Genomic DNA, 25,502 nt, shown 5'->3' on the forward strand with positions numbered 1-25,502 from the left:
ATGTGATGCAGGGACGAGCCGCGCGACATCAGCCCTGGGCTCGGAGACACAGACTTGCGGGAATCCTCTACCGAGGGTTGCCCGCGCAGACCTATGGTGCGACTGCCGCCGCATCGACGAAACAAGAGGTGTTTATTCATGGCATTGACTCCGGAAGAGGTCATCAACAAGACCTTTCAACCCACGAAGTTCCGCGAAGGGTACGACCAGGAAGAGGTCGATCTCTTCCTGGACGAGGTCGTCGCCGAACTCCGCCGCCTGAACAAGGAGAACGAGGAGCTTCGCGGAAAGCTTGAGGAATCGGGGATCGACCCCGCGGCCGGTGGGGCCTCCGCCGATGGCGCGAACAGCACCTCGAGCTCGCAGAGCGCCGATTCGGCCGGGGCCCAGGGCGCCGACGCCGCCTCCGTGGCAGCCTTGAACGTCGAATCGGACTCGAGCTCCGACGTCGAACCGGAGAACCTCGATTCCGAAATCCACCCCAGCAACGAGCAGGTTCCGACCGCGGCCGAGAAGGATGAGTCAGCTCCGGCCGATTCCTCGGTGTCGGGCGAGAACTCGGGTTCCGCGGCCGGCGTCCAGACGGCCGGGGCCACCGGACAGAATACCGTCCAGGGCCAGTCGACCGAGTCCGCGGCATCCGCCGCCGCCGTGATCGCGATGGCCCAGCGTCTGCACGACGATTACGTGTCGCAGGGCGAGTCCGAGAAGGCACGCCTCATCGAAGAAGGCCAGACCACGGCCAATTCCATGCTGAGCGAGGCCGAGGCCAAGCGCTCCGAGATTCTCGCCTCCCTCGAGGAGTCCAAGACCAATCTGGAGACCGACGTCGAGACCCTGCGCAGTTTCGAGACCAAGTACCGCCGCGATCTGAAGGCCTACTTGGAAGGCAAGCTCACGGATCTGGAGCAGTCGCCCCGCGTGGAGCCGACCGAGGCCCGCTAGGCCGACGGTCCGCACAGCGTAGGACCGGCATTGACGGGGCCAGCAGAGTTTCTCTGCTGGCCCCGTTGCCGGATCGGGCACCATGATCCCTTCAAGAGCATCGTCAGGAGTACGAGCAAGCGTGAGCGAAGCAGCCGCACGGACCGCGACCACCGGGCGTCGTCGTGTCTACCACATGGCCGGATTGGTGCTCCTGGTGGTCCTCTACCTCGGAGACCAGTTGTCCAAACTGGCCGTGGTGACTCACATGGTCGAGGGACAAGCGATACCGGTGGTGGATGGTCTCTTGTGGTGGCGTTTCATCCGCAACCCTGGGGCCGCTTTCTCGATGGGCGAGTCGGTGACCTGGGTCTTCACGATCATCATGGTTGTGGTCGCGGCTATTGTTCTCTACTACCTGCCGCGCGCGGGCACACGGGGGTGGATTCTTTCCCTGTTCGGACTCTTGTCGGGAGTTCTGGGCAACCTCACCGACCGGCTTTTCCGGGAGCCCGGATTCGGGAGGGGACACGTGGTGGATTTCGTATCGGTGCCGCACTATGCGATTTTCAACGTGGCCGATGCGTGTATTTGTGTGAGCATTGCGGTGATTGCCATCCTCGTGCTCCGGGGGATTCCCCTGGAGGGGCGTCATGGTGATTCCGCGGGCACCGAGGCCGAAGGAGGCGCATCGTGAGCGAATACGTCGTGGGACAGCACGAATGGACGGTGTCCTCTGAAGACGCCGGTACCCGGCTGGACGCCTTCCTCGCGGATCGCACGAACCAGTCCCGCTCCGCGGCGGCGTCGTGGTGCGCGGACGGCCGCGTGACGGTGACCGAACGGGGCCGGTCGGTCAAGGTCGCCAAGTCCCTCAAGGTCAACGAGGGAGCCGTGATTTCGGCTGATGTACCGGATCCGGCGGACAAGGTCCGGGTCGTTCCGGAGAGCGTCGACGGCTTCCGCATCATCCACGAGGACTCGGACCTTGTGGTGGTGGACAAGCCTTCGGGCGTGGCCGCGCATCCTTCGCCCGGCTGGCACGGCCCGACCGTCTTGGGCGCCCTGTCAGCGGCCGGAGTCGGTATCACCACGTCCGGAGCCGGCGAACGTCAGGGGATCGTGCACCGATTGGACGTCGGGACCTCGGGCCTCATGGTCGTGGCCAAGAACGAGAATTCCTATTCCCTGCTCAAACGTGCCTTCAAGGAACGGACCGTCACGAAGGTCTACCACACGCTGGTCCAGGGCATCCCGGACCCCCTCCAAGGAACCATTGACGCACCCATCGGCCGCCATCCCGGTCATGAGTGGAAGTTCGCGGTGGTCGACGACGGCCGTTCTGCCGTGACTCACTACGAGGTCATTGAGGCGTTCGGGCCGGCGTCCCTGGCGGAGGTTCACCTGGAGACCGGCAGGACACATCAGATCCGCGTGCACTTCTCGGCCCTCAACCACCCGTGCTGCGGAGACCTGACGTACGGGGCCGACCCGAAACTTGCCGCGAGGCTCGGCCTGACTCGGCAGTGGTTGCACGCCCACCGGCTCGGCTTCCACCACCCTGGCACGGGTCGATACACCGAATTCGACAGCCAATACTCGCCTGACCTGCGGTTTGCCCTCGAGTCGATGAGATCCGGGGATGCTCTGGGCACCTGGAAGTCCTAATATGGTTCAGTGACTTCCGCGGCAAAATCCAAAGGCTTTACCCACCTCCACGTCCACACCGAGTATTCGATGCTCGACGGCGCGGCGCGCCTCGACGACTTGTTCGAACATGCCAACGAACTGGGCATGGACTCCATGGCCACGACCGACCACGGATTCCTGTTCGGGGCATTCGATTTCTGGAACAAGGCCCGTAACGCCGGCATCAAGCCCATCGTCGGTGTGGAAGCCTACGTGACTCCCGGGACCGCTCGGCAGGACCGTACCCGTGTGAAATTTGCCGATGGTGGCCGCAACGACGTCTCCGGCGGTGGCGCTTACACGCACATGACCCTGCTCGCGGAGACCACCAACGGGATGCACAACCTGTTCAGGGCATCCTCGAGGGCGTCGCTGGAAGGGCAGTTGTACAAGCCCCGCATGGACCGCGAACTCCTCAACCTCTATTCGGACGGTCTGATTGCCACCACGGGATGCCCGTCGGGAGAGGTGCAGACCCGACTCCGTCTGGGTCAGTACAAGGAAGCGCGGGAAGCCGCCGCGGAATTCCGGGACATCTTCGGCAAGGACAATTACTACTGCGAGCTGATGGACCACGGCCTGGGCATCGAGAAGCAGGTCACCAGCGACTTGTTGCGTCTGGCCAAGGACCTCGAGCTGCCGTTGGTCGCCACCAATGACCTGCACTACACGCACGCCGAGGATGCCAAGGCGCATGCGGCCTTGCTCTGCGTCCAGTCCGGAGCGACGATCCAGGATCCCAAGCGGTTCAAGTTCGACGCCGACGAGTTCTACCTCAAGTCTGCCGCGGAGATGCGGGAACTCTTCCGGGATTTCCCCGAGGCGTGTGACAACACCCTGGAGATTGCCGAGCGTTGCAACGTCGAGTTCGACACGAGCGCGAACTACATGCCCAATTTCCCGTGCCCTCCCGGTGAGAACGAGGAATCGTGGTTCGTCAAGGAAGTCGAGAACGGGCTGCACTATCGTTTCCCGGACGGCGTCCCGGACCAGGTGCGCAAGCAGGCCGAGTACGAGGTCGGGATCATCACCCAGATGGGCTTCCCGGGCTACTTCCTGGTGGTGGCGGACTTCATCAACTGGGCCAAGAACAACGGGATCCGGGTCGGTCCGGGCCGCGGATCCGGCGCTGGCTCCATGGTCGCGTACGCGATGCGCATCACCGAGCTGAACCCGCTCGAACACGATCTCATCTTTGAGCGCTTCCTCAACCCGGATCGTGTTTCGATGCCCGACTTCGACGTCGACTTCGACGATCGCCGCCGGTCAGAGGTCATCCATTACGTGACCGAGAAATACGGCGAGGACAAGGTCGCACAGATCGTGACCTACGGGACCATCAAGGCCAAGCAGGCGCTCAAGGACTCCTCCCGCGTGCTGGGCTACCCGTTCTCCATGGGGGAGCGGCTGACCAAAGCGATGCCGCCGGACGTCATGGGGAAGGGCATCTCCCTGCAGGACGTCTACAACAAGGAAGCCCCGCGCTACGGCGAGGCCGAGGAGCTGCGGGAACTTCTGTCTTCGGACGAGGATTCCAAGAAGGTTTTCGAGACTGCCGAGGGGCTGGAAGGCCTCAAGCGTCAGTGGGGAGTGCACGCGGCCGGCGTCATCATGTCCAGCCACGACATCATCGACGTCATCCCGATCATGCGTCGTGAGCAGGACGGCCAGGTCATCACGCAGTTCGACTATCCGACCTGCGAGGGACTCGGCCTGATCAAGATGGACTTCCTCGGCCTGAGGAACCTGACGATCATTTCGGACGCGATTGAGAACATTCAGGCCAACCGAGATTTCTCGCTGGACCTCGAAAGTCTGGATACCGACGACGCCGAGTCGTACCGTCTCCTGGCACGCGGCGACACCCTCGGCGTTTTCCAGCTCGACGGCGGCCCCATGCGGCAGCTGCTCAAGCTCATGCAACCGGACCACTTCGAGCACATCTCGGCCGTGTTGGCCCTGTACCGCCCCGGACCCATGGGCGCGAATTCGCACACGAATTATGCGTTGCGCAAGAACGGGCTCCAGGAAGTCTCGCCGATTCACTCGGAGCTCGAGGAACCGCTCGCCGAGATCCTGGATACGACCTACGGCCTGATCGTTTACCAGGAGCAGGTCATGGCCATCGCGCAGAAGGTCGCCGGCTACTCGCTCGGTGAAGCGGATATTCTGCGACGAGCCATGGGCAAGAAGAAAAAGGCCGAACTGGATCGCCAGTACGTGACGTTCCATCAGGGCATGTTGGACAACGGCTACTCCGAAGAGGCCATCAAGGCGTTGTGGGACATTCTCCTGCCGTTCTCCGACTACGCCTTCAACAAGGCTCACACGGCCGCCTACGGGCTGGTCTCCTACTGGACGGCGTACCTCAAGGCCCACTATCCGCAGGAATACATGGCGGCACTCCTGACCTCGGTGGGCGACGACAAGGACAAGCTCGCGCTCTACCTCAACGAGTGCCGGCGCATGGGCATCACCGTGCTGCCTCCGGACGTCAACGAATCGGCTTTGAACTTCACGCCAGTGGGGGAGGACATCCGTTTCGGTATGGGAGCGGTGCGCAACGTCGGCGCCAACGTGGTCTCCGCACTCGTGGAGACCAGGGAGGAGAAAGGAAAGTTCGCCTCCTTCCACGACTTCCTCAAGAAGGTCCCGGCGGTGTGCTGCAACAAGCGGACCATCGAGTCGTTGATCAAGGCGGGTGCCTTCGACGACTTGGGGCACCGGCGTCGTGCGTTGTCACTGATCCACGAGGAAGCCATTGATTCCACGGTCTCGGTCAAGCGCCAAGAGGCCGCCGGCCAATTCGACCTATTCGGTGGATTCGGCGCGGAAGAAGAGGACCCCACCACGGATCTGTCCGTGGCGATTCCCGATGTTCCCGAATGGGAGCGCCGGGACAAACTGAATTTCGAGAGGGAAATGCTCGGGCTGTATGTCTCCGACCATCCCCTGAGAGGGCTCGACGACACTCTGGGCCAGCTCTCGGACTCCTCCGTGCAGTCGCTTCTGGACGAGGACGGAAAACCGGACGGCTCGATCGTCACCATTGCCGGGATGATCACCTCGGTACAGCGCAAGGTGGCCAAGACCAGCGGCAATGCCTACGCGCGGGTCGAACTGGAGGACCGGACCGGTTCGATGGAAGTCATGTTCTTCGGGAAGGTCTACACCCCGATTTCGGGCGTGCTCGCCGAGGACCTGATCTGCACGATCAAGGGGCGTCTGCAACGCCGTGACGATGGAAGCGTCACCATCACCGCCATGGAGCTCAAGGTCCCCGACATCGACGCCGACGGGCAGAAGGGGCCGATCATCCTCACGCTCCCGGAGCACCGTGCGACCGAGCAGAACCTGCGCGAGCTGGAGACGATCCTGCTGAATCATCGGGGAGACGCGGAGGTGCGCATCAACCTGACGTGCAGGACGAAGGATGTTCTGATGCGTCTCTCGCCGAGGCTGAGGGTGAACCCGAATCCGGCACTGTACGGAGACCTGAAGGTCCTCTTCGGGTCCTCGTGCTTGGAGAAGTCGTCGTCACCGGCCGTCGAAGTCGGTGTGTGAACCCTCCGGGCCGTACGTGACGGCGACGGACGATAAGCTGGACGGGTGACTACTACAGAACCGAGACCTGTCCAGCCTCCGTCGATGCGCGTTCTCGACCTTCGAGGACAGCGGCCGAGCCAAGCTCGGCTGAGGTCGATCGTGCCCCGCCAGACGAGCGAGTTCGTCTCCTCGGCGGAGGAATCTGTGGCCTCGATTCTCTCCGACGTCAAGTCCCGCGGATCCGTTGCCCTGCGAGAGCTCGCGGCCAAGTTTGACGGCGTCGAACAGGGTGAACTCCGGGTTCCCCAGGACGCGATCGATCGGGCCGTTGAAGATCTCGACCCTGCGGTGCGCGAGGGACTCGAGACCGCCATCGAACGGACGCGAGCCTTTGCCGCGGTCCAAAGACCGGATGATGCGCACCTCGAGGTAGCCCCCGGCGCGCGCCTAACACATCGGTGGACTCCTGTTCGGCGCGTGGGACTGTACGTTCCTGGCGGCCTGGCCGTGTACCCTTCCTCCGTGATCATGAATGCGGTTCCGGCCCAGGCGGCCGGCGTCGAATCGGTGGTACTGAGCACGCCGCCGCAAATGGAATTCGGCGGGCTGCCGCACCCGACCACGTTGGCCGCTGCCGGTTTGTTGGGCATCGACGAGGTCTGGGCCGTCGGAGGCGCGCAGGCCCTCGGCGCAATGGCCTACGGATTCGACGACTCCGAAACCCTCGAACCGGTCGACACGATTACCGGACCAGGCAATATCTTCGTCGCGATGGCCAAGCGGCAACTGCGTTCTCTGGTGGGTGTGGACGGCGAAGCGGGCACCACGGAGATCGCCGTCATCGCGGATCGGCACGCGAACCCGGACTACGTGGCGGCCGACCTCCTGTCGCAGGCCGAACACGACCCTCACGCAGGGTCCTTGCTGATTACCGATTCCGGAGACCTGGCGGATCGGGTTGCCCAGGCGCTCGCGGAGCGGGTCTCCCGAACCAAGCACCGCGAAAGGGTCGAGACGGCGCTGACCGGTCCGCAATCTGGGGTGATCCTGACCGACTCCCTGGACCAGAGCATCGACGTCGCCAATGCCTACGCTCCCGAGCATCTCGAGGTCCAGACGGAGAGTCCGGGTGATGTGGCCGCGAGGATCAGGAACGCGGGCGCGATCTTTTTGGGCCCTTACAGCCCGGTTCCCCTGGGCGACTATGCCGCGGGTTCCAACCACGTGTTGCCCACGGGCGGTTCCGCCAGGTACAGCAGTGGGCTGTGCACGACGTCGTTCATGAAGGCCGTGCAGATCATCGACTACTCCGCGGAGGCCCTGGACCAGGTGGGTCCGGCCGTCGAAGCCCTGTCCCACGCAGAGGATCTCCCGGCCCATGGGGCGGCCGTTGCGGCCCGAACCAAGGATTCCGACACCGAAGGGGACTCCTGATATGCATTGTCCGTATTGTCGCCATCCCGACTCGCGCGTTGTCGACTCGCGGGTCGCCGACGACGGTTCGTCGATCAGGCGTCGCCGGCAGTGCTCCTCGTGCGGACGTCGATTCTCGACCCTGGAGACGACCTCCGTGAACGTGATCAAACGTTCGGGGGCCACGGAACCATTCAAACGCGCCAAGATCATTTCGGGGGTGCGCAAGGCCTGCCAGGGGCGTCCGGTCAGCGAGGACGATCTGGCTCTGCTTGCCCAGGAAGTGGAGGAATCCATTCGCGCCCAAGGGCTGGCCGAGATCGACGCGAACGACGTCGGCCTGGCGATTCTGGATCCTCTCCAGCGCCTCGACGAGGTTGCCTATCTTCGATTCGCGAGCGTTTACCAGGCCTTCGACGGTCTGACGGACTTCGAGAGGGCCATCGAGAACTTGCGCGAGGGATCCGAGAGGCCCGCCGCGTCGACGACCCAGTCCGGCGACGGTCCGACGAATTCCGCGTCCGAGGCCGCCGCGGCGGATGCCGGATCGGGCGAGACCGAGGTATCTGCAAGCGCCGGGACCGGGAACAAGGCCGAGGGGACGCAGAAGAAATCCAAGACGGCGTCGCAGAAGCGTACCCGGACATCGCCCGCCAAACCCGCCCAGGAACCGGAAGACCCGGATCAGCCGACTCTGCTCTAGACCTCGACGAAAGAGTGTGGTTAGATAGGAATCAGTCGCCGGTACTTGCGGAGGGGAAGCCGTCAGGTACCGGCGCTTCACTTTAACGGGAAACGGGCCAGGTCTCTGACCTGGCCCGTTCTCGTGCCGTGTGGCGGAATTGTCGGTCGTCATGCCCGCCCGTTGGGAAACGGGGCATCCGACCCACAGGACACCATGCACGACGGCGAAACCGCCGCGCGACCCCAGCGGAGTGGGATCAGCTGCGCAGGTCCTGGTCGTGATGCTCGCGTTCTCCCGGCTGGCCGGCGGCCCACAGCGCCGCACCGACGATTCCTGCGTTGTTTCGCAACGCGGCGGGAACCATGGGCGTCCGGATGTCCTCGAGATACGGCATGAACTTTTCCGGTTTCTTCGACACGCCGCCACCGATCACGAAGAGATCAGGGGAGAAGAGCGCCTCGACTCGGGAGAAGTAGGTGTGCAACCGTGCGCCGTATTCTTTCCAGGACAGGTCGTCGCGTTCGCGGGCCCTCACGGAAGCGCGGGACTCGGCGTCGTAGCCGTCGATCTCCAGGTGGCCCAGTTCGGAATTCGGAACCAGGACGCCGTTGTGGACGATCGCGGAGCCAATGCCCGTGCCCAGCGTGATGACCATGATCAGGCCGTCGTTGTCTCGCCCTTGTCCGTAGATTCCCTCCGCGAGCCCGGCGGCGTCGGCGTCGTTGACGGCGTAGACGGTCCTTCCCAGATGGTCCTCGGCGAGGTTCCGCAGCTCGGCACCGATCCAGGACTCGTCCACGTTTGCCGCGGACCAGGTGACACCGTTCTTGACGATCGCCGGGAAGTCCACACCGATGGCGCTTTCGGCCACAGGGACGGTCTCGCGGGACTGGAGCTCCTCCACGATGTCGCGCACCACGGGAAGCACATTGTCCGGAGTCGCGGGACTCGGGGTGTCGATCCGGTACCGTTCGCCGACCAAAGAACCGTTGCGCAGATCCACCACGCCACCCTTGATTCCGGTCCCGCCGATGTCGACGCCGATGGCCAATTCGTGCGGTTTGGGCTGGGGCAACTCGTGACCGGCGCTGAGATCCTGCTGTACTGCGACCTCGGGGCGGTCCGGCGAAGAATGAGGCATGAGGCTCCTAGAGGGTGTTCTGTATATCTCGGGCGGGCTACGGGAGGGTCAGGATGTCGACGCCGTCCGCGGTCACGAGCATGGTGTGCTCGAACTGGGCGCTCCGTTTGCGGTCCTTGGTCACGACGGTCCAGTCGTCGTCCCACATTTCCCAATCGACGGTTCCCAGGTTCAGCATGGGCTCGATGGTGAAGACCATGCCCTCCTCGATCACGGTGTTGTAGGCCGGAGCGGCGTCGTAGTGGGGGATGATCAGGCCCGAATGGAATTCGCGACCGACGCCGTGCCCGGTGAAGTCACGGACCACTCCATACCCGAAACGGGAGGCGTATTTTTCGATCACGCGCCCGATTACGTTGATCTCGCGGCCCGGCTTCACGGCCTTCATGGCCCTGTTCAAGGATTCCTCGGTCCGCTCGACCAGCAAACGGGATTCTTCGTCGACATCGCCGACCAACAGCGTTCGGTTGGTGTCACCGTGCATGCCGTTCTTGTACGCCGTGACGTCAAGATTGATGATGTCCCCGTCCTCAAGGACCGTGGAATCGGGAATCCCGTGGCAGATCACCTCGTTGAGGGACGTGCAGACCGACTTCCAGAAATTTCTGTAGCCGAGGGTCGAAGGATAGGCCCCGTGGTCGCACATGTACTCGTGAACGACCCGGTCGATCTCTTCCGTGGTCCGGCCGGGAACGCAGTACTCTTCCGCAGCGACGATCGATCCGGCGGCAATCCGGCCCGACTCACGGATCAGCTCGACTTCTTCCGGGGTGTAGAAATTCGAGCCCTCGCCTTCCTGAGCGGTCGCCTTGCCGACGTACTCGGGCCGTTCGATGGTCCGGGGGACCTTCCGGGTCGGACCGACGACGCCGGGCGTCAGATTGCCGAGAGGAGCGCCGCCCTTGCCCGTGGGCACATTGTGGGATGTCGTGGAAGTATTGGTACGGGACATATAGTCAACTCTAGGACAATTTCGTCGGCGAGGAGGTCATGGGATGGGCATCATCGACAGCGCTGAGGGTGAGGAAGAACGGCAGTTCTGGTTCAACACCTACACGCATCAGGTCGAGGAAGGCGCGCAGTCGGACTACCGCAAGTTGCTGGGCCCCTACGCGACCCGCAAGGACGCGGAGAACGCCTTGGAGACCGTGCAGGAGCGCAACGAGAAGTGGGACGAGGACGACGCTCGTTGGAGAGGCGAATCCTGATCAGAGCGTGAGCAACTACTCACTCGTCGAAGACGTGCTCCGGGGCGGGGAAACTGCCCTCGAGCACGTCTTTTCTGTATGACCCCGCTGCCTCGGCGATGACTGAGCGCAGGTCGGCATACTTCTTGACGAAACGCGGCGCCTTACCTGGGGTGAGTCCCACCATGTCCTGCCACACGAGAACCTGACCCGTGGTCGAGGCGCCCGCACCGATACCGACCGTCGGCACGGTCATTGCGGACGTAACTGCTTCCACGGCCGGGCTGGCTGTCATTTCGATGAGCACGGCAAAGGCGCCCGCTTGCGTCAGGGCACGGGCGTCCTCGAGCAGGACGGCGGCGGCGTCATCGCGGCCCTGGACGCGGAAACCGCCCAGTGAATTCGTGGATTGTGGGGTGAACCCGATGTGCGCCATCACGGGGATGCCGGCCTGCACCATGGCGCGGACGTGGTCGGCGTAGTAGGCGCCGCCTTCCATCTTGACGCCGTGCGCCCCGCCTTCCTTCATGAGGCGGACCGAGCTGGCGACCGCCTGGGCGGGGGACTCCTCATAGCTGCCGAACGGCAGATCAACGAGGACCATGGCCCGCTGAGCGGCTCCTGAGACGGCTCGGGTCAGGGGAATCAGTTCATCCAGCGTCACAGGGACCGTGGACTCGTACCCGTAGACGGTATTGCCCGCGGAATCGCCGATCAGGAGAACCTCGATCCCGGCCCCGTCGAAGATCCCGGCCGTCAGGGCGTCGTAGCACGTCAGCATGGAGAAACGTTGGTCTCGGTCCTTGCATCGTTGCAGGTGCGTGGTTCGGATCCTGCGTACGGAGCCGAGCCAATCGTCGTCGTCGGGTGTGTTCTGCTGGGGGTCCTGGAGGTACGAAGCCATGGTGCCCAGTCTACGCGGGGTCGAGGTCGCGTCTCGGATAGAGTTGGGAGCGGACCGCCAACCCGGCACATCGACCACGGAGGAGTGTCATGGACCGTCAGCAGGAATTCGTTCTTCGGACGATCGAGGAAAGAGACGTTCGATTCGTCCGCATGTGGTTCACCGACGTCGTCGGCACGCTCAAATCCGTCGCCTTGGCGCCCGCCGAGGTCGAGACGGTTTTCGAGGAGGGGCTGGGCTTCGACGGCTCGTCCATCGAGGGGCTCTCCCGCGTCCACGAATCCGACATGCTCCTCCAACCTGACCCATCCACGTTCCAGTTGCTCCCGTGGAGGGGAGAGACCGAGCCGACCTCGCGGATGTTCTGCGACATCCTCACGCCGGACGGGGAGCCTTCCTCGGCGGACTCCCGTGGAGTGCTCAAACGCATCCTGTCCAAGGCCGGCGACATGGGGTTCACCTGCTACACGGCTCCCGAGGTCGAGTTCTACCTGTTGAAGTCGGCCGAGCTGAACGCCGAGGGCAGCCCCGTCCCCGTCGATCGTGAAGGGTACTTCGACCACGTGTACGGCGGCGTCGTCCAAGATTTCCGACGCCGAGCCGTCACGATGCTCGAGGCCGTCGGGATCTCCGTGGAGTTCAGTCATCACGAGGGCGGACCGGGGCAGAACGAGATCGATCTCCGCCATGCGGACGCCCTCCAGACGGCCGACAACATTATGACGTTCCGTTCGGTGATCAAGGAAGTCGCATTTTCGCAGGGCATCTATGCGACCTTCATGCCCAAGCCGTTCACCGAATTCCCCGGGTCCGGAATGCACACGCACTTCTCGCTCTTCGAAGGGGACACCAACGCATTCTTCGAGGCGGGAGCCGAGTACCAGCTTTCCCGCACAGCACGCCACTTCATCGCCGGAGTGCTGAAGCATGCACCGGAATTCACGTCGGTCACGAACCAGTTCGTGAACTCGTACAAGCGTCTCTGGGGCGGTGGCGAGGCGCCGAGCTACCTTTCCTGGGGCCACAACAACCGCTCCGCGCTCGTCCGGGTGCCGCTCTACAAGCCCAATAAGATGCAGTCGGCCCGCATCGAGTACCGGGGCATCGATTCGGCGGCCAACCCCTACCTGGCCTACGCCGTGCTGCTCGCCGCGGGCCTCAAGGGTATTGAGAACGAGTACGAACTGCCGGAGGCCGAAGCAGAGGACGTCGCGTCGATGTCGGCGACGGAGCGGCGTAGCCTGGGGCACGATCCGTTGCCCTCCTCCCTGCACGACGCCATCCGCCAGACCGAGGACTCGGAATTCATGGCCGAGACGCTGGGGGAGCAGGTGTTCAACCAGTTCCTGCGCAATAAGCAGGACGACTGGACGGCCTACCGCATGGAAGTGACCCCGTACGAGCTGAAGTACAACCTGGGTCTCCTGTAACGACATGGTGGCCCAGGAAAGCAGCAAGGACCGCGCCGGGCACGAGGCCAAGAGACGCCTGGCCGCCGTCGGGTTCAGCGATCTCGGCGGCGCCAACCGGTGGTTGGATTCGCCCGAGCTGGAGGGTATCGACAAGGCGGCACTCTTCGACGGGCTCACCCTGAGCCCGTCCCCGGACCTGGCGCTCAAAGCCATTGTCCGCATGCTCACGGATTCTCCCGAGCTACGGAAATACGTCGAACGCGGCCGTGAGGCTTCGGGCCTGTTCAGGGTCCTGGGGGCCTCCGAAGCGCTCGGTGAGTTCCTCATGCGACACCCGCAGCATCTGCGTCTTTTCGACGGAGAACCGCGCCCGCTGCCTGATCCCTCGGACACCGGCCTTGCTGACGAGTACCGCGACAAACTACTCGGGGCGGTCGGTGCGGATGCCGCATCCCCGCAGCCCGTCGCCACCATGACCGGCGACGACGCCAAACTGGCCGTACGGACCTCGTATCGTGAGCATCTGACGCGGATAGCTTTGGCCGACCTCATGTCGGACAATCCGGTCGAGGATCTGCCCAAGGTCGGTGCGGCCCTCGCCGACCTGGCGGGTGCCGCGCTCGACGCCGCTCTCGCCGTGGCCCGGGCCGAGGTCTGCGAGGAGGAACCGGACACCGCCTCGGTGGACCTGTCGGTCATCGCCATGGGCAAATGCGGCGCCCGAGAACTCAATTACATTTCCGACGTCGACGTCGTCTACGCCGTCGGTCCCGCACCGGCCGAGGTCCGTGGTGACCTCGACGAGCCGGACGAACGAGTCATGGGCAGGATCGGCACCGAACTGGTCAAGGCCATGACCAAAGTGGTCCACGGCGTAGGACCGGAGCCTGGGCTGTGGGAAGTCGACCCGAACCTGCGCCCCGAAGGCAAGGACGGCCCGCTGGTCAGGACGGTCGAGTCCCACCGCGTCTATTACGAGCGATGGGCCGAGAACTGGGAATTCCAGGCACTTCTCAAGGCCCGGCCCGTGGCCGGGTCCCGGCCTCTGGGAGAAGAGTACATCCAGGCGATCTGGCCGTTTGTCTGGGACGCCTCCGGCCGACCCCACTTCGTGGACTCGGTACAATCCATGCGTCACCGGGTGACGGACAATATCCCCGACGACGAACGCGATCGCCAGATCAAACTGGGCCCGGGCGGCCTCCGCGACGTCGAATTCACGGTCCAGCTTCTGCAACTGGTCCACGGCCGAACCGACGAATGCGTGCGTGAACGGTCGACGACGCAAGCGCTCGCCGCACTGAGAGACCGGTCCTACGTGGGCAGAGACGCATCGAGCAGCCTCGACCACGAATACCGCTGGCAGCGCACGCTCGAGCACCGGGTGCAACTGTTGCGTCTGCGGCGTACACATTTGATGCCGGTCAAGGAGATCGAGCAGGCAGCCGTTGCTCGCGGCATGCGAGGGCTGAGCGACAGGACGAGGGTCACGCCCGAGGACCTCCTCAAGCAGCGACGGCGTTCTCAACGGACCGTGCGGGGACTCCACGAGCGGCTGTTCTTCCGCCCGCTCCTGGCCGCCGTGTCCAAGTTGTCGGCGGACGAGGTCGCGCTGACGCCCGAGGCGGCCCAGGATCGCCTGGCGGCGTTGGGCTACTTGGACCCCAAGGGAGCGATGCGCCACATCGAGGCCATGACCAAGGGGCTCTCGCGCCGTGCCGAGATCCAGAGAACGATTCTGCCGGTGCTCCTCGGCTGGTTTGCACGGGGAGTCGATCCCGATGCCGGTCTGTTGGGGTTTCGTCGTGTCTCAGAGTCGCTCGGCCAGACCCAGTGGTACCTGCGAATGCTGCGGGATTCGCCGGCGGCGGCCGAACGCCTCTGCGCCGTCCTTTCGTCGTCCAGGTTCGTCATGGACCTCCTGGAGGACGAGCCGGAATCGATTTCCTGGTTGGACCGGGACGAGAGGCTCCGACCGGAGACCTTCGAGGCGCTCTGGGCCGAAATCAGATCCAAGATATCCAGGCACTCCGATGCTATGTCCGCGATCCGGATGATCCGGCTCATCCGCCGTCGGGAGATCCTGCGGACAGCTCTGGGGGAGACCGCCGGAGTGACCGAGCTGGACGACGTCATGAAAGGACTCTCCGACGCCGACCAGGCAACGATCCTGGGGGCCTTGCACACCGCCGAGCGGGAGCTCTACCAGGAGAAGGGCGAGGAGGTGCTGACCGATGTCGCCGTGATCGGCATGGGGCGCCAGGGAGGCGCCGAGATCGGCTACGGCTCGGACGCGGACGTCATGTACGTGCACGAGCCGCGAGAAGGCGCCGATGAGGGCCAGGCGGTGGCCCAGGCGAACGCGCTGATCAGCCGCACGTCGCAACTGTTGAAGATCCCCATGAAACCTGCCATTCGGGCGGAGAAGGCGCTGGAGATCGACGCCGACCTTCGACCGGAAGGAAAATCCGGTCCCATGGTCCGAACCCTGGATTCCTACGCCGAGTACTACGCACGGTGGGCCGATACCTGGGAATACCAGGCGCTGTTGCGTGCGCGGCCGCTGGCGGGGTCGGCCGAGGTGGCCGACAAGTTCATCAGGTTGATCGATCCGTACAGGTATCCAGCGAACTTTTCCGAGGACCAGCTCCGACAGATCAGGCGCATGAAAGCTCGTGTCGAGGCGGAGCGTATGCCTCGGGGAGCCGATCCCGACCGGCAGGTCAAGCTCGGGCGCGGTGGCCTCAGCGACGTCGAGTGGCTGGTCCAGCTGATTCAACTGGAACACGCCCACGAGCATCCCGACCTCAAGACGACCAGCACGCTCCGTGGGCTCCAGGCCGCGGTGGACATCGGCGTCGTCGACGCCGAGGACGCCGCCATTCTGGAAGCCGCATGGAGACTTGCGACTCGTATTCGCGGGGCCAACGTGCTGCGGCACGGCCGCGCCTCGGATTCGCTTCCGTCTTCCCGCAAGGATTTGGAGGCTACGGCCCGCTGGAGTGGATACGCGTCCGGCAATGCGGCGAATCTTGAGGAGGACTACCTCAGACTCACTCGGCGGGCCCGGTCCGTCTTCGAGAAGCTGTTCTACGGCCACATGGAGTAACGATCGGGGCCCAGAAATCACGTGGCTCCGGCGACGTTCCTCCCGGCGGTAGCCTGCCTATTTGTTGATAGCTCCAAAGATGATGGCCGCAAGCATGATGAGGCCCAGCACGATCCACACTGTCAGGCATGCTCCGTTGAGAATGATGCCCCAGAGTGACCTGCCCCGCGCCAGGGGCTCCCGATGCCGAGATTTCATGCCCAGAACCAGACCGATCAACGGTGCCACCACCAGCCATCCGGCCGCGATCGAGCAGATGCCGAGCACCAGACTTGCCGTGCCGAGGCCGGTGCCTCCGTGGACGGCGACGGGGCGGTGCCCTGCGTCGTCGATGTCGTGAGGGTTGTGGTCCAAGCCTTCGTGGTATGTCGTCATGATGCCCACGATATGGTGCGGCGCGGAGGGAAGGCAGTAAACCATGCTCTACCTTTCGGACTCAGAGCTGGAACCACCCTGATCGGTCTGACCGGACTCGCCCTCTAGGTCAAAGGGCAGAAATCAGGGGCAGAGCGCAAAGCTCTGCCCCTGATGTGTGCGGGCGAATCAGCCCATTTAGGGGTTACACCCCGTAGTACAGCTGGAACTCCAACGGGTGCGGAACCAGCGAGAGGGGCTCGAGCTCGTTGTCACGCTTGTACTCGATCCACGTCTGGATCAGGTCCTCGGTGAAGACATCCCCGGCCAGAAGGAATTCGTGGTCCTCCTCGAGTGCTCGCAGGGCCTCTTCGAGGCTAGCGGGCGCCGTCTTGATGTCCTTGGCCTCCTCCGGCGGGAGCTCGTACAAGTCCTTGTCGATCGGCTCCGGCGGCTCGATGCGGTTGCGGATGCCGTCCAGGCCGGCCATGAGCTGTGCAGAGAAGGCGAGATACGGGTTGCAGGACGGGTCCGGGGCGCGGAACTCGAGGCGCTTTGCCTTCGGGTTGGACCCAGTGATCGGAATACGGATACCCGCCGAGCGATTGCCCTGGGAGTACACCATGTTGACCGGGGCTTCATACCCTTTGACCAGGCGCTTGTAAGAGTTCACGGTCGGGTTGGTGAAGGCAAGAACCGAGGAGGAGTGCTCCAGCAGCCCACCGATGTACCAGCGAGCGAGGTCGGAGAGATTGGCGTAGCCACGCTCGTCGAAGAACAAGGGCTCGCTGCCCTTCCAGAGCGACTGGTGGCAGTGCATGCCCGAGCCGTTGTCACCGAATACGGGTTTCGGCATGAACGTCGCCGATTTCCCGTAGGCATCCGCGACGTTCTTGACGATGTACTTGAACTTCAGCAAGTCATCGGCGGCCAGGGTCATGGTGTTGTACTTGTAATTGATTTCAGCCTGACCGGCGGCCCCGACCTCGTGGTGGGCGCGCTCGACCTCGAGACCAACCTCGTCCAGGGTGACCGAGATGGCGTCTCGCAGATCCGCCTGCTTGTCCTGTGGCGCGACCGGGAAGTAACCACCCTTGACGGGAGTCTTGTTGCCCTGGTTGCCGCCTTCTTCCTTGCGGCCGGAGTTCCACGGGGCCTCATCGGAGTCGACACGGTAGAACGTGTGCTCGGGGGAGACCTGGTAGCGGACGTCCTCAAAGATGAAGAACTCGGCCTCGGACGCGAAATTGGCGATGTCCGCGATGCCCGTGGAGTTCAGGTAGGCCTCGGCTCGTTCTGCCACGCCGCGGGGATCGCGGTGGTACGGGTCCCCGGTTCGGGGATTCACGATCGAACACGTGAGAACAATGGTCTTCTCGAGGCGGAAAGGATCCACGAAGGCCGATTTGGGGTCCGGTATGAGCTGCATATCGGACTCTGCGATTCCCTGGAAGCCCCGGATCGACGACCCGTCGAAGAGCTGCCCGTTGACGAAGAAATCATCGTCGATGGACTTGGCCGGAAGATTGAAGTGCTGCTGGACACCGGGAAGATCGGTGAACCGGATGTCGATGAAGACGACGTCCTCGTTCTCGATGTAGTCCAGCACTTCCTGGGCATTTTCGAACATGGTCGGAGTACTCCTCTAGATTTGCTCAATGCGATCACGCCGGACGCCTCAATGACTGTGACGCCCTCGCGCTTTCTGTTGCTCACGGTAGGTATGCGACATTGCTCGGCTGTATCCGAATTGTTTCGGACGTGTAAATTCGGACGACGTCGTACGGTCCACCGCAACGGCGTGAACGCTGTCTCAACCATAACCCGTGTGGCTGAACCACCTTGGATATCCTGGGTCTATGGCATCTTCCCGACCCCCTTCCGAACCCAGCGGTCCGCAGGGCCAGCAATCATCGAACCAGGCCTCCGGAGAACGCTCGGAGTACCCGGGCCAGCGTTTCGGGAGGCCGGAGCGCGGCCGGGGTTCCTTGGCCACCGTGCCGTGGAGATTTCTTGCACTGGTCATCGATTGGCTGATTTGTCTGGGACTCTCGTCGATCCTCATCGGGTCGGGAGACTCTCTGATCCACTCCTTGGCCACGTCCGGGATCTTCTGGGTGTACCAGGGACTATTGGTCGGTTTCATGGGCCACACGCTCGGTCATTTTGTCTGCGGGATGCAGGTTCAGACCGTTGACGGCAAGCCGGCAGGATTCGGCAAGGGCTTCATCCGTGGCCTCCTGGTCACGGTGATCATCCCGATTTTGGTGGTGGACGAGGACGGTCGTGGGCTGCAGGACCGGTCCATCGGCACGCTCCTCGTACGCATCCGCTGACTGACCCATGGTTCCTCGCGCGTCGACGAAAAAGGGCCCCGACCGTCATCGGTCGGGGCCCTGCCACGGTGAGGAAAGCCGTCTTATCGTCCGCGGAGTCCCTTGCGGTCCGGACGCGCCTTCATGGGATCAACGCCCTTCGGCATCGGCATGCCCTTGTTCAGCGAAGCCAAACGGTTGCTCACCGCGTGGACCTCCTGCTGAGTAAGGTTCTTGGGGTACTTCTTCATGACCTTGGTGATCTTCTTCAGCGGCGTCTGGTCTTCGCCATTGCCCGCCTTGATCACGTGAATCGGGACGTTGGGGGCGACCCGGTTCAACTTCTTCTTTTCCTGCGTAATTAAGGAATTCACCCGTCCCGCAGGCCCCTCCGTGACGAGGACGACGCCCGGTCGGCCCAACGCCCGGAAAATAAGGTCCTGGGTTCGTGGGTTGACCGCCACCGGTTGCTCCTCGACGATCCAGCCACGGCGCAACGTGGACAGTGCAGCGCCGGCCGCGCCCGTTTGGCCTTCGATCTGGCCGAAGGCGGCCTTCTCGGCTCTCCGGGAAAGGATCATCACGCAGACCAGGACGGCGACGGGGACGCCGATGATCAGCCAGGTGATCCAGTTGTGGAACAAGACGCCCACGAGCAAAAACACCAGGAGGGTCACCAGACCGGCGAGAAGAAGGATCCAGGTGATATTCGGATCCGACTTCCGCGTCATGGTGAAGACCTGCTTCATCTGAGCGAAATAGCCCGGCTTGGACCCCTTCTTCTTTCGCTTCTCCTCGCGCTTTTCCTCACGCGTAAGCTTGCCGTTCTTGGCAGACTGGGACGACACGATTTTTCCTCAATGCAGTCGGGTACGGGCGGCGCCGGTGTGCCCGGCATTCGCGACCATTCTACGGGAGTGTCCGAGACTCGCGAACTCGATCCAACGACGACGCGGCCCCGGGCGGAAGAGCCCGGGGCCGCGTCGTCGTCTTCATGATGTGGGACGACCGAAGGTCAGAGTCCGGCCGCCACCAGGGAGGAAGCTTCCTGGCGAGCCGAGCCGGTGTCCTGAATGTGCTCCAGGTGCTCGGGGATCGGCCGTCCCATCTTGTCCATGGCACGGGCCCAGAGGCGACCGGCCCGGTAGGACGAACGAACCATCGGGCCCGCCATGACCCCGAGGAAACCGATCTCCTCTGCGGCTTCGGACAGCGCCACGAATTCCTCGGGCTTGACCCACCGGTCGATCGGGTGGAAGAGCGGGGAGGGGCGCAGGTATTGGGTCAGCGTGATGATGTCGGTCCCGGCATCGTGCAGGTCGCAGAGGGCCTCGTAGACCTCCTCGTTGGTCTCGCCCATGCCCAGAATCAGGTTCGACTTGGTGATCATCCCGCGATCCTTGCCGTGAGAGATGGTGTCCAACGACCGCTCATACGTAAATGCCGGGCGGATCTTTTTGAAGATGCGCGGAACGGTTTCGACGTTGTGCGCGTAGACCTCCGGTCCGGCATCCACGATCATGTCCAGGCGATCCGGCTTGCCCTGGAAATCCGGAATCAGAATCTCGACACCGGTATTGGGGTTCTGCTCGTGGATCGCTTCGATGGTCTTCGCATAGTGCATGGCCGAGCCGTCCGGAAGATCGTCGCGGGCGACGCCCGTGACGGTCGCGTACCGCAGGTCCATCTGCTGAATGGAGCGGGCGACCTTGACGGGTTCCAGGGGATCCAGGGGAGCGGGACGCCCCGTCGCGATGTCGCAGAAGTCGCACCGGCGCGTGCAGGTGTCTCCGGCAATCAGGAACGTGGCTTCCCGGTCCTCCCAGCACTCATAAATATTGGGACAGCCGGCTTCTTCGCACACGGTGTGCAGCCCTTGGCTCCGGGCCATCTTTTTGAGCTCTTGGTACTCGGGCCCCATCTTGGCGGTGTTCTTGAGCCACGAAGGCTTCTTCTCGATGGGAACCTCGGCATTCCGCGCTTCCACGCGGAGGAGCTTGCGTCCTTCTGGGGCGATGGTCATGGTCTCTCCTTCGATGTCCACGGCTCGCCGCAAAGCGGCTGGCGAATCATTGATCAGGCCGTAGCCTCTTCGCCACGCTGAACGAATTGCGCTGCCAAGCGGTCTGCATTGGCCAATAATTCCTGTTCAACTCGGTCAACAACGTCGCTCGGCGATATGTTCCGCTGGAGCTGCTCGCTGATGGTGGTGACCGAAGCGTCGGTGATCCCGCACGGGATGAAATTGGAGAACGACCCGAGGTCGTTGTTGCAGTTCAGCGCGAACCCGTGCATGGTCGTGTTGCGCGACACCCGGATCCCGATCGCCGCGATCTTCTTGTCTGGCTCGATGCCTTCTCCAAGGACCCAGACGCCGGAACGTCCCTCGACGCGTTGTCCGTCGATGCCGAGATCACGAACGACTTTCATGAGAATTTCTTCCAGGATCCGGACGTAACGAACGACGTCGATCGGCTCGGGAAGCTTGAGGATAGGGTAGCCCACCAGCATCCCAGGCCCGTGCCAGGTGAGTTTCCCGCCCCGGTCGATGGGGACCACATCTGTGCCGTCGTTCGGATATTCGTGCTTCTCCGTGCGTTTCCCCGCCGTGTAGACCGGCTGGTGCTCGAGGAGCAGGACGGTATTGTCCTGTTCCTCATTGCTGACGCGGTGGTGGATCTCCTCCTGGAGTGCGAGGGCCTCACGATAGTCCACGTACTCGGGTGCGAGACCGACCCGATTCATGACCAATGACATGTGACCAGCCTACAACTGGGGTTCGGGCGCTCTAAATCGCATGTCGACGAAATGCGCGAAGATGCGGGATGCCTGTGGATAACGTGATCATTCTCATGATCGAGGGTGTATTTCTGAAGCATGGATCGAATCATGGTGGAAACGCCCGAGGCCGCTGACCTCGCGGCAGCGGATCTGGACAGGTACCGACTCATCAAAAAGGTGGGAGAGTGCTCAGGGTCGTCCCTCTGGTACGCACGGCTTCGGGAGGCAGAAGCGGACGGCACCCTCCTCACCGCCGGAATCACGTCTCGGCACGAATTCGAGCGTGCGGCCCGGCACCGAGCCAGTACCGAACGGTTGATCACGATCCATCCGCGCCCCGGCGGAAAAGCAGCAGCCTTCGAGAATGCACCCACGGTGTGGGCCTCTGAAGTCAATACGCACCGGAGTTCGATGCGGCACCCGCATATCCTGCACACCTACGAAGCCTCCGCGAGCGATCCGATCTTGCCCTTCCTCGTCCTGGAATTCCCGGAAGGCGGTTGCCTCGACAAAGTGCTGCGGAGTCGCCGGGGACTCGAGCCGGAAGAATGCGCCGGAGTGGTGGCGCACGTCGGTCGGGCCCTGTCCTGGTTGCACAGTCAGGGCTTGGTCCACGGAGGAGTGGATGCTTCCAACATCTTTCTGACCAGGGGAGCGGCATCCGTGGTGATGCCTCCGTGGCCCGAACCGTGGTCGGGCAGAGGCGGCGCCCCGGGAGTCGAGGGAACGCCTGCTGATGACGTCCTCCGTTTCGCGGAGCTCACCTGGACGATGCTGACCGGCCGAAGCCCAGGTCCTTGGGAACATCGGATTCCGTTGCCGATGAGCTGTCCCAGCGCGACCAAGAACGTGGTTCAGGTCTTGGAAGCGGCGTTGGATCCCCATTCGTCGGCCCGCCCCGATGCACAGGAGCTTGCGCTGGTGGTGCGAGGAGCATGGGACGCCGTTCCCATCGACCTGCACTCCACGGCCGACGCCGACTTCGCCTCCCGCCTCCCAGCGAGGCCGGATCCGTCCAAGGGTCGTTTTGCGAGGCGCGGCGGGGTGCAGGTCAGGAAACCGGATGTGGCCCCAACGGCGTCCCGAGGCCGGGCTCAGGTCGCCGTGAGGTTTCGCGCGCTGTCCAACGTCCGGCGTCTCGCGGCCTTGGCGCACCCAGCCCGACGGCGGTGGAAGGCCACGGTGATGGGGCTCTTACTGGTCGCCGCGGTGGTTCACGCTGCTTCTCGCCCTCTCCTCACCTCGGACAAGGCGCCTCCCACGAGCGATGTCCAGGAGGTCTCGCCGATATTCGCGGCTTCGACCGTCAATGGTGGTGTTCCAACCGACACGCCGGAGCCGACCGGAGCCGTCGAGGCAGTCGAGCACCTGGTTGCGGCCAGGGGCAGGGCACTCAGGGAAAGGGACCCCTCTTTGATCGGAGCATATGCCGCGGCGGACAGCGAGGTTGAGAAGGCGGACGGGGCGTGCATCGATGCCCTTCGCTCCAGATCGGTGGTCTGGGGCGACCTCAGGACCAGGGTTGAGGACATCGTGGTTGAGGAGGAAAACGACAGCCTGGCTCGGGTCAGGGCCAAACTGTTCGTATCCGGGTGGAAAAAGACCACCCCCGGCACGCAAGAAGCCGATGACACGATCCAAAGCATTCGTCTGCATCTGGACCGGGCCACCGGCTCCTGGAGAATCAAGGCCGTGGAAGCTGTTCCGGACTGAGCCCTAGTTCCACAGGGTTGCGACCGCGATATTGATCAGGCTCAAACCGCCGACCGTGTGCGCAATTCCGGTGGGAACCTCTTCGCCACGCTTGTACTTGCGCTGACCGATGAAGGCGACCACGGCGATCACAATGCCGATGACCAGCTTGACCCCCAGCTTCGCGTGGTTCACCGCGCCACCTTGCATTTCGAGCATTCCGAACATGATCAGGCCGGTAATTACCTGAAGGAGTGCTGCATAGAACTGTGCCGGCACCACTCGGGGAGGCTTGAAGTAAGCCACCCACAGGCCGAAGACCAAGGCCGCTCCTACGATGTGCAGAAAGAGGAGAACTGACATGAGAAAAGACATGCCTTCATTCTAGTCTCGCAGGACGATTTTGCTGACGCAGTGACACCAAAATGTGCGCGGGGTCGCACCAGGGGCCGGGGCAGACGAAAGCGGCCGCTCCCAGGAAGGGAGCGGCCGCTCAGGGGTTCTGCCGATGCGACGTCTAGAGTCCGACCTCGGACTCGAAGTTGCCGTCCTCCAGACGCTTCTTGAGGGTCTGGAGGAAACGGCCGGCGTCTGCACCGTCCACCAGTCGGTGATCATAGGTCAGCGACAGGTAGCACATCTGGCGGACAGCGATCGTGTCATTGCCCTCGGCGTCGGTGACGACGACGGGCCGCTTGACGATCGAACCGGTCCCGAGGATGCCGACCTGGGGCTGATTGATGATCGGGGTGTCGAACAGGGCACCGAAGGAGCCGATATTCGTGATGGTGAAGGTACCTCCGGAGAGCTCGTCCGGACCGATCTGCCCCGACTTGGTCCGCTCTCCGACATCTGCCAGCTTCTTGGCCAGACCGGCCAAGTTCAGGTCTCCCGCATTGGAGACCACGGGGACCAGCAGACCGCGCTCCGTGTCCACCGCGATCGCGATGTCCTCGGAATCGTGGTAGGTGATTTCCTTGGCCTCGGCGTCGTAGGAGGCATTCAGCTTCGGGTGCTGCTGGAGCGCCTCGGCCACAGCCTTGGCGAAGAACGGGAGGAACGTCAGCTTGGCGCCCTCGCGACTCTGGAAGGATTTCTTCGCACGATCGCGCAACTTGGACACGCGGGTCATGTCGACCTCGGTGACCTGCGTCAGCTGGGCCGAAACGTCGAGGGATTCCTTCATCCTCTTGGCGATCGTCTGCCGGATGCGCGGGGCCTTTTCCTTTTTGCCTCGCTTCTCCGTGTCCACGGCGGGTGCCGGAGCCGGAGCGGAGGACTGGGAGGATGCGGCGGGTGCCTCGGAAGCCGGTGCCGGCTTCTCCGAGGGCGCGGCCGCCTTCTTGGCGTCGATCGCGGCCTGAACATCCTGCTTGCGAATGCGTCCGCCGACACCGGAGCCCTCGATGGTCGAGAGATCGATGTCTTCCTGCTTGGCCAGTTTCCGAACCAGCGGGGTCACGTAGATCTCGCCCGAGTTCTTGGAGGAGTCCGAACCCTGGGATGCCTGGTCCGACGCATTGTCCTCGGCCTTGGGCGTCGCGGTCGGCTGTTCTTCCTTGGCCTTTTCCTGGGCGGGTTCCGGGGTCTCCTGCTTGGGCTCCGGCTCAGCCTGCGGAGCGGATTCCTGCTGGGGCGCCTCGTCCTGACCGGAGGAGTCGGAGGAGCCCGAGGACGTCGACGCTCCCTGGTCGCCGACGATGGCCAGGACCTGACCGACCTCGGCCTCTTCGTCTTCGTCGACCTTGACCTCGAGCAAGGTGCCGGCCACGGGGGAGGGAATCTCGGTGTCGACCTTGTCGGTCGAGACCTCGACCAGCGGCTCGTCGACCTCGACGGTGTCGCCCACGGACTTGAGCCAACGGGTCACGGTTCCTTCCGTGACGGACTCTCCGAGGGCAGGCAGGGTCACCTCCTGGCCTTCCCCGCCGGCGGAACCGGAGGATTCCTGAGTGTCCTCAGCCGGTGCCGAAGGCGTCTCTGCGGCGGCCTCTTCCTGCTCTGGCTGCTCGGCCGGTGCTTCTTCGGGCTGTTCCTCGGCCGCCGGTTCTGATGAATCGGAGGACCCGGAGGCTCCCGATCCGTCGCCGATACGCACCAGAGGGGCGCCGACCTCGACCTCTTCGTCCTCGTCGACGAGGATCTCTTCGATCGTGCCCGCGACCGGGGACGGGATCTCGGTGTCGACCTTGTCGGTCGAGACCTCGACCAGCGGCTCATCGACCTCGACGGTGTCGCCGACGGACTTCAGCCAGCGGGTAACGGTTCCTTCGGTTACGGATTCGCCCAGTGCGGGCAGTTCTACGGTTTCAGACATCGTCTCTTCCCGTTCTCCTTGTGAATAGTGCCT

The 25,502-nt window shown here is 63.5% G+C and carries 20 protein-coding genes and 1 pseudogene; 11 read left to right on the forward strand and 10 right to left on the reverse strand.

Features of this window, described 5'->3' with window-relative positions:
* The first annotated feature begins 138 nt into the window (after positions 1-138).
* From AB0Y14_RS00435 to nrdR, 6 genes and pseudogenes are all read left to right on the forward strand, one after another.
* Complete coding sequence (locus AB0Y14_RS00435) at positions 139-945, forward strand: DivIVA domain-containing protein (RefSeq protein ID WP_436587339.1); 807 nt, start codon at positions 139-141, stop codon at positions 943-945.
* A 121-nt stretch (positions 946-1,066) separates the two neighbouring features.
* Positions 1,067-1,621 carry a signal peptidase II gene (gene lspA / locus AB0Y14_RS00440; protein ID WP_436587340.1) on the forward strand — a complete coding sequence of 185 codons (555 nt, stop codon included), beginning with the start codon at positions 1,067-1,069 and terminating at the stop codon, positions 1,619-1,621.
* Positions 1,618-2,592, forward strand: coding sequence for an RluA family pseudouridine synthase (locus tag AB0Y14_RS00445; RefSeq protein WP_436587341.1), 975 nt, complete (start codon positions 1,618-1,620; stop codon positions 2,590-2,592). The genes lspA and AB0Y14_RS00445 overlap by 4 nt, the downstream gene beginning before the upstream one ends.
* A 69-nt stretch (positions 2,593-2,661) precedes the next feature.
* Positions 2,662-6,177, forward strand: a complete 3,516-nt coding sequence (gene dnaE / locus AB0Y14_RS00450) for a DNA polymerase III subunit alpha (protein ID WP_436588783.1) — start codon at positions 2,662-2,664, stop codon at positions 6,175-6,177.
* Between the two features lie 84 nt (positions 6,178-6,261).
* On the forward strand, positions 6,262-7,593 hold the full coding sequence (hisD, locus tag AB0Y14_RS00455) for a histidinol dehydrogenase (protein WP_436588784.1): 1,332 nt from the start codon (positions 6,262-6,264) through the stop codon (positions 7,591-7,593).
* Position 7,594: 1 nt separating this feature from the next.
* Positions 7,595-8,059 (forward strand): annotated as a pseudogene (nrdR, locus tag AB0Y14_RS00460) (transcriptional regulator NrdR); the annotation flags it as partial.
* Between the two features lie 454 nt (positions 8,060-8,513).
* Here nrdR and ppgK read toward each other — a convergent pair.
* Together ppgK and map are read right to left on the reverse strand one after the other, a co-directional pair.
* Complete coding sequence (ppgK, locus tag AB0Y14_RS00465) at positions 8,514-9,398, reverse strand: polyphosphate--glucose phosphotransferase (RefSeq protein WP_436587342.1); 885 nt, start codon at positions 9,396-9,398, stop codon at positions 8,514-8,516.
* A gap of 37 nt (positions 9,399-9,435) precedes the next feature.
* Positions 9,436-10,350 carry a type I methionyl aminopeptidase gene (map, locus tag AB0Y14_RS00470; protein WP_436587343.1) on the reverse strand — a complete coding sequence of 305 codons (915 nt, stop codon included), beginning with the start codon at positions 10,348-10,350 and terminating at the stop codon, positions 9,436-9,438.
* Between the two features lie 43 nt (positions 10,351-10,393).
* On the opposite strand from map, the gene AB0Y14_RS00475 reads away from it, so the two are divergent.
* Positions 10,394-10,606: an SPOR domain-containing protein gene (locus tag AB0Y14_RS00475; RefSeq protein ID WP_436587344.1), complete on the forward strand. Its 213-nt coding sequence runs from the start codon at positions 10,394-10,396 to the stop codon at positions 10,604-10,606.
* A 19-nt stretch (positions 10,607-10,625) separates the two neighbouring features.
* Here the strand turns inward: AB0Y14_RS00475 and panB are convergent, their stop codons facing one another.
* A complete protein-coding gene (gene panB, locus AB0Y14_RS00480; RefSeq protein WP_436587345.1) occupies positions 10,626-11,489 on the reverse strand; it encodes a 3-methyl-2-oxobutanoate hydroxymethyltransferase in 864 nt (287 codons plus the stop codon).
* A gap of 89 nt (positions 11,490-11,578) precedes the next feature.
* Between panB and glnA (AB0Y14_RS00485) the strand changes: the two genes are divergently transcribed.
* Together glnA (AB0Y14_RS00485) and AB0Y14_RS00490 are read left to right on the forward strand one after the other, a co-directional pair.
* On the forward strand, positions 11,579-12,919 hold the full coding sequence (gene glnA, locus AB0Y14_RS00485; RefSeq protein WP_436587346.1) for a type I glutamate--ammonia ligase: 1,341 nt from the start codon (positions 11,579-11,581) through the stop codon (positions 12,917-12,919).
* A gap of 4 nt (positions 12,920-12,923) precedes the next feature.
* Complete coding sequence (locus AB0Y14_RS00490; protein WP_436587347.1) at positions 12,924-16,010, forward strand: bifunctional [glutamine synthetase] adenylyltransferase/[glutamine synthetase]-adenylyl-L-tyrosine phosphorylase; 3,087 nt, start codon at positions 12,924-12,926, stop codon at positions 16,008-16,010.
* Positions 16,011-16,067: 57 nt separating this feature from the next.
* On the opposite strand, the gene AB0Y14_RS00495 is transcribed toward AB0Y14_RS00490, so the two are convergent.
* Positions 16,068-16,385 carry a hypothetical protein gene (locus tag AB0Y14_RS00495; protein WP_436587348.1) on the reverse strand — a complete coding sequence of 106 codons (318 nt, stop codon included), beginning with the start codon at positions 16,383-16,385 and terminating at the stop codon, positions 16,068-16,070.
* A gap of 184 nt (positions 16,386-16,569) precedes the next feature.
* A complete protein-coding gene (gene glnA, locus AB0Y14_RS00500; protein ID WP_436587349.1) occupies positions 16,570-17,994 on the reverse strand; it encodes a type I glutamate--ammonia ligase in 1,425 nt (474 codons plus the stop codon).
* A gap of 229 nt (positions 17,995-18,223) precedes the next feature.
* On the opposite strand from glnA (AB0Y14_RS00500), the gene AB0Y14_RS00505 reads away from it, so the two are divergent.
* Positions 18,224-18,700 (forward strand): RDD family protein, encoded by a 477-nt coding sequence (locus AB0Y14_RS00505; protein WP_436587350.1) that lies wholly within the window; start codon positions 18,224-18,226, stop codon positions 18,698-18,700.
* Between the two features lie 83 nt (positions 18,701-18,783).
* On the opposite strand, the gene AB0Y14_RS00510 is transcribed toward AB0Y14_RS00505, so the two are convergent.
* From AB0Y14_RS00510 to lipB, 3 genes are all read right to left on the reverse strand, one after another.
* Positions 18,784-19,530 (reverse strand): DUF4191 domain-containing protein, encoded by a 747-nt coding sequence (locus AB0Y14_RS00510; protein ID WP_436588785.1) that lies wholly within the window; start codon positions 19,528-19,530, stop codon positions 18,784-18,786.
* Positions 19,531-19,694: 164 nt separating this feature from the next.
* The gene (lipA, locus tag AB0Y14_RS00515; RefSeq protein WP_436587351.1) at positions 19,695-20,702 is read right to left on the reverse strand and encodes a lipoyl synthase; all 1,008 of its coding nucleotides are present in this window, start codon (positions 20,700-20,702) and stop codon (positions 19,695-19,697) included.
* A gap of 53 nt (positions 20,703-20,755) precedes the next feature.
* Positions 20,756-21,436 carry a lipoyl(octanoyl) transferase LipB gene (gene lipB / locus AB0Y14_RS00520; RefSeq protein ID WP_436587352.1) on the reverse strand — a complete coding sequence of 227 codons (681 nt, stop codon included), beginning with the start codon at positions 21,434-21,436 and terminating at the stop codon, positions 20,756-20,758.
* A 132-nt stretch (positions 21,437-21,568) separates the two neighbouring features.
* Between lipB and AB0Y14_RS00525 the strand changes: the two genes are divergently transcribed.
* A complete protein-coding gene (locus AB0Y14_RS00525; protein ID WP_436587353.1) occupies positions 21,569-23,173 on the forward strand; it encodes a protein kinase domain-containing protein in 1,605 nt (534 codons plus the stop codon).
* 3 nt (positions 23,174-23,176) lie between these two features.
* Here the strand turns inward: AB0Y14_RS00525 and AB0Y14_RS00530 are convergent, their stop codons facing one another.
* Positions 23,177-23,527, reverse strand: a complete 351-nt coding sequence (locus AB0Y14_RS00530) for a hypothetical protein (RefSeq protein ID WP_436587354.1) — start codon at positions 23,525-23,527, stop codon at positions 23,177-23,179.
* A 142-nt stretch (positions 23,528-23,669) separates the two neighbouring features.
* Positions 23,670-25,469, reverse strand: a complete 1,800-nt coding sequence (gene sucB, locus AB0Y14_RS00535; protein WP_436587355.1) for a 2-oxoglutarate dehydrogenase, E2 component, dihydrolipoamide succinyltransferase — start codon at positions 25,467-25,469, stop codon at positions 23,670-23,672.
* Between the last annotated feature and the right edge of the window lie 33 nt (positions 25,470-25,502).

The sequence above is a fragment of the Rothia sp. HC945 genome, from assembly GCF_051370785.1.
Classification (GTDB): domain Bacteria; phylum Actinomycetota; class Actinomycetes; order Actinomycetales; family Micrococcaceae; genus Rothia.

Bases quoted from the DNA above. Each gene is read 5' to 3' on its own strand.
- AB0Y14_RS00435 (WP_436587339.1), top strand. From the start codon at position 139: ATGGCATTGACTCCGGAAGAGGTCATCAACAAGACCTTTCAACCCACG.
- dnaE (WP_436588783.1), top strand. From the start codon at position 2,662: ATGCTCGACGGCGCGGCGCGCCTCGACGACTTGTTCGAACATGCCAAC.
- hisD (WP_436588784.1), top strand. From the start codon at position 6,262: ATGCGCGTTCTCGACCTTCGAGGACAGCGGCCGAGCCAAGCTCGGCTG.
- ppgK (WP_436587342.1), bottom strand. From the start codon at position 9,398: ATGCCTCATTCTTCGCCGGACCGCCCCGAGGTCGCAGTACAGCAGGAT.
- map (WP_436587343.1), bottom strand. From the start codon at position 10,350: ATGTCCCGTACCAATACTTCCACGACATCCCACAATGTGCCCACGGGC.
- AB0Y14_RS00475 (WP_436587344.1), top strand. From the start codon at position 10,394: ATGGGCATCATCGACAGCGCTGAGGGTGAGGAAGAACGGCAGTTCTGG.
- panB (WP_436587345.1), bottom strand. From the start codon at position 11,489: ATGGCTTCGTACCTCCAGGACCCCCAGCAGAACACACCCGACGACGAC.
- glnA (WP_436587346.1), top strand. From the start codon at position 11,579: ATGGACCGTCAGCAGGAATTCGTTCTTCGGACGATCGAGGAAAGAGAC.
- AB0Y14_RS00490 (WP_436587347.1), top strand. From the start codon at position 12,924: ATGGTGGCCCAGGAAAGCAGCAAGGACCGCGCCGGGCACGAGGCCAAG.
- AB0Y14_RS00495 (WP_436587348.1), bottom strand. From the start codon at position 16,385: ATGACGACATACCACGAAGGCTTGGACCACAACCCTCACGACATCGAC.
- glnA (WP_436587349.1), bottom strand. From the start codon at position 17,994: ATGTTCGAAAATGCCCAGGAAGTGCTGGACTACATCGAGAACGAGGAC.
- AB0Y14_RS00505 (WP_436587350.1), top strand. From the start codon at position 18,224: ATGGCATCTTCCCGACCCCCTTCCGAACCCAGCGGTCCGCAGGGCCAG.
- lipA (WP_436587351.1), bottom strand. From the start codon at position 20,702: ATGACCATCGCCCCAGAAGGACGCAAGCTCCTCCGCGTGGAAGCGCGG.
- lipB (WP_436587352.1), bottom strand. From the start codon at position 21,436: ATGTCATTGGTCATGAATCGGGTCGGTCTCGCACCCGAGTACGTGGAC.
- AB0Y14_RS00525 (WP_436587353.1), top strand. From the start codon at position 21,569: ATGGTGGAAACGCCCGAGGCCGCTGACCTCGCGGCAGCGGATCTGGAC.
- AB0Y14_RS00530 (WP_436587354.1), bottom strand. From the start codon at position 23,527: ATGTCTTTTCTCATGTCAGTTCTCCTCTTTCTGCACATCGTAGGAGCG.
- sucB (WP_436587355.1), bottom strand. From the start codon at position 25,469: ATGTCTGAAACCGTAGAACTGCCCGCACTGGGCGAATCCGTAACCGAA.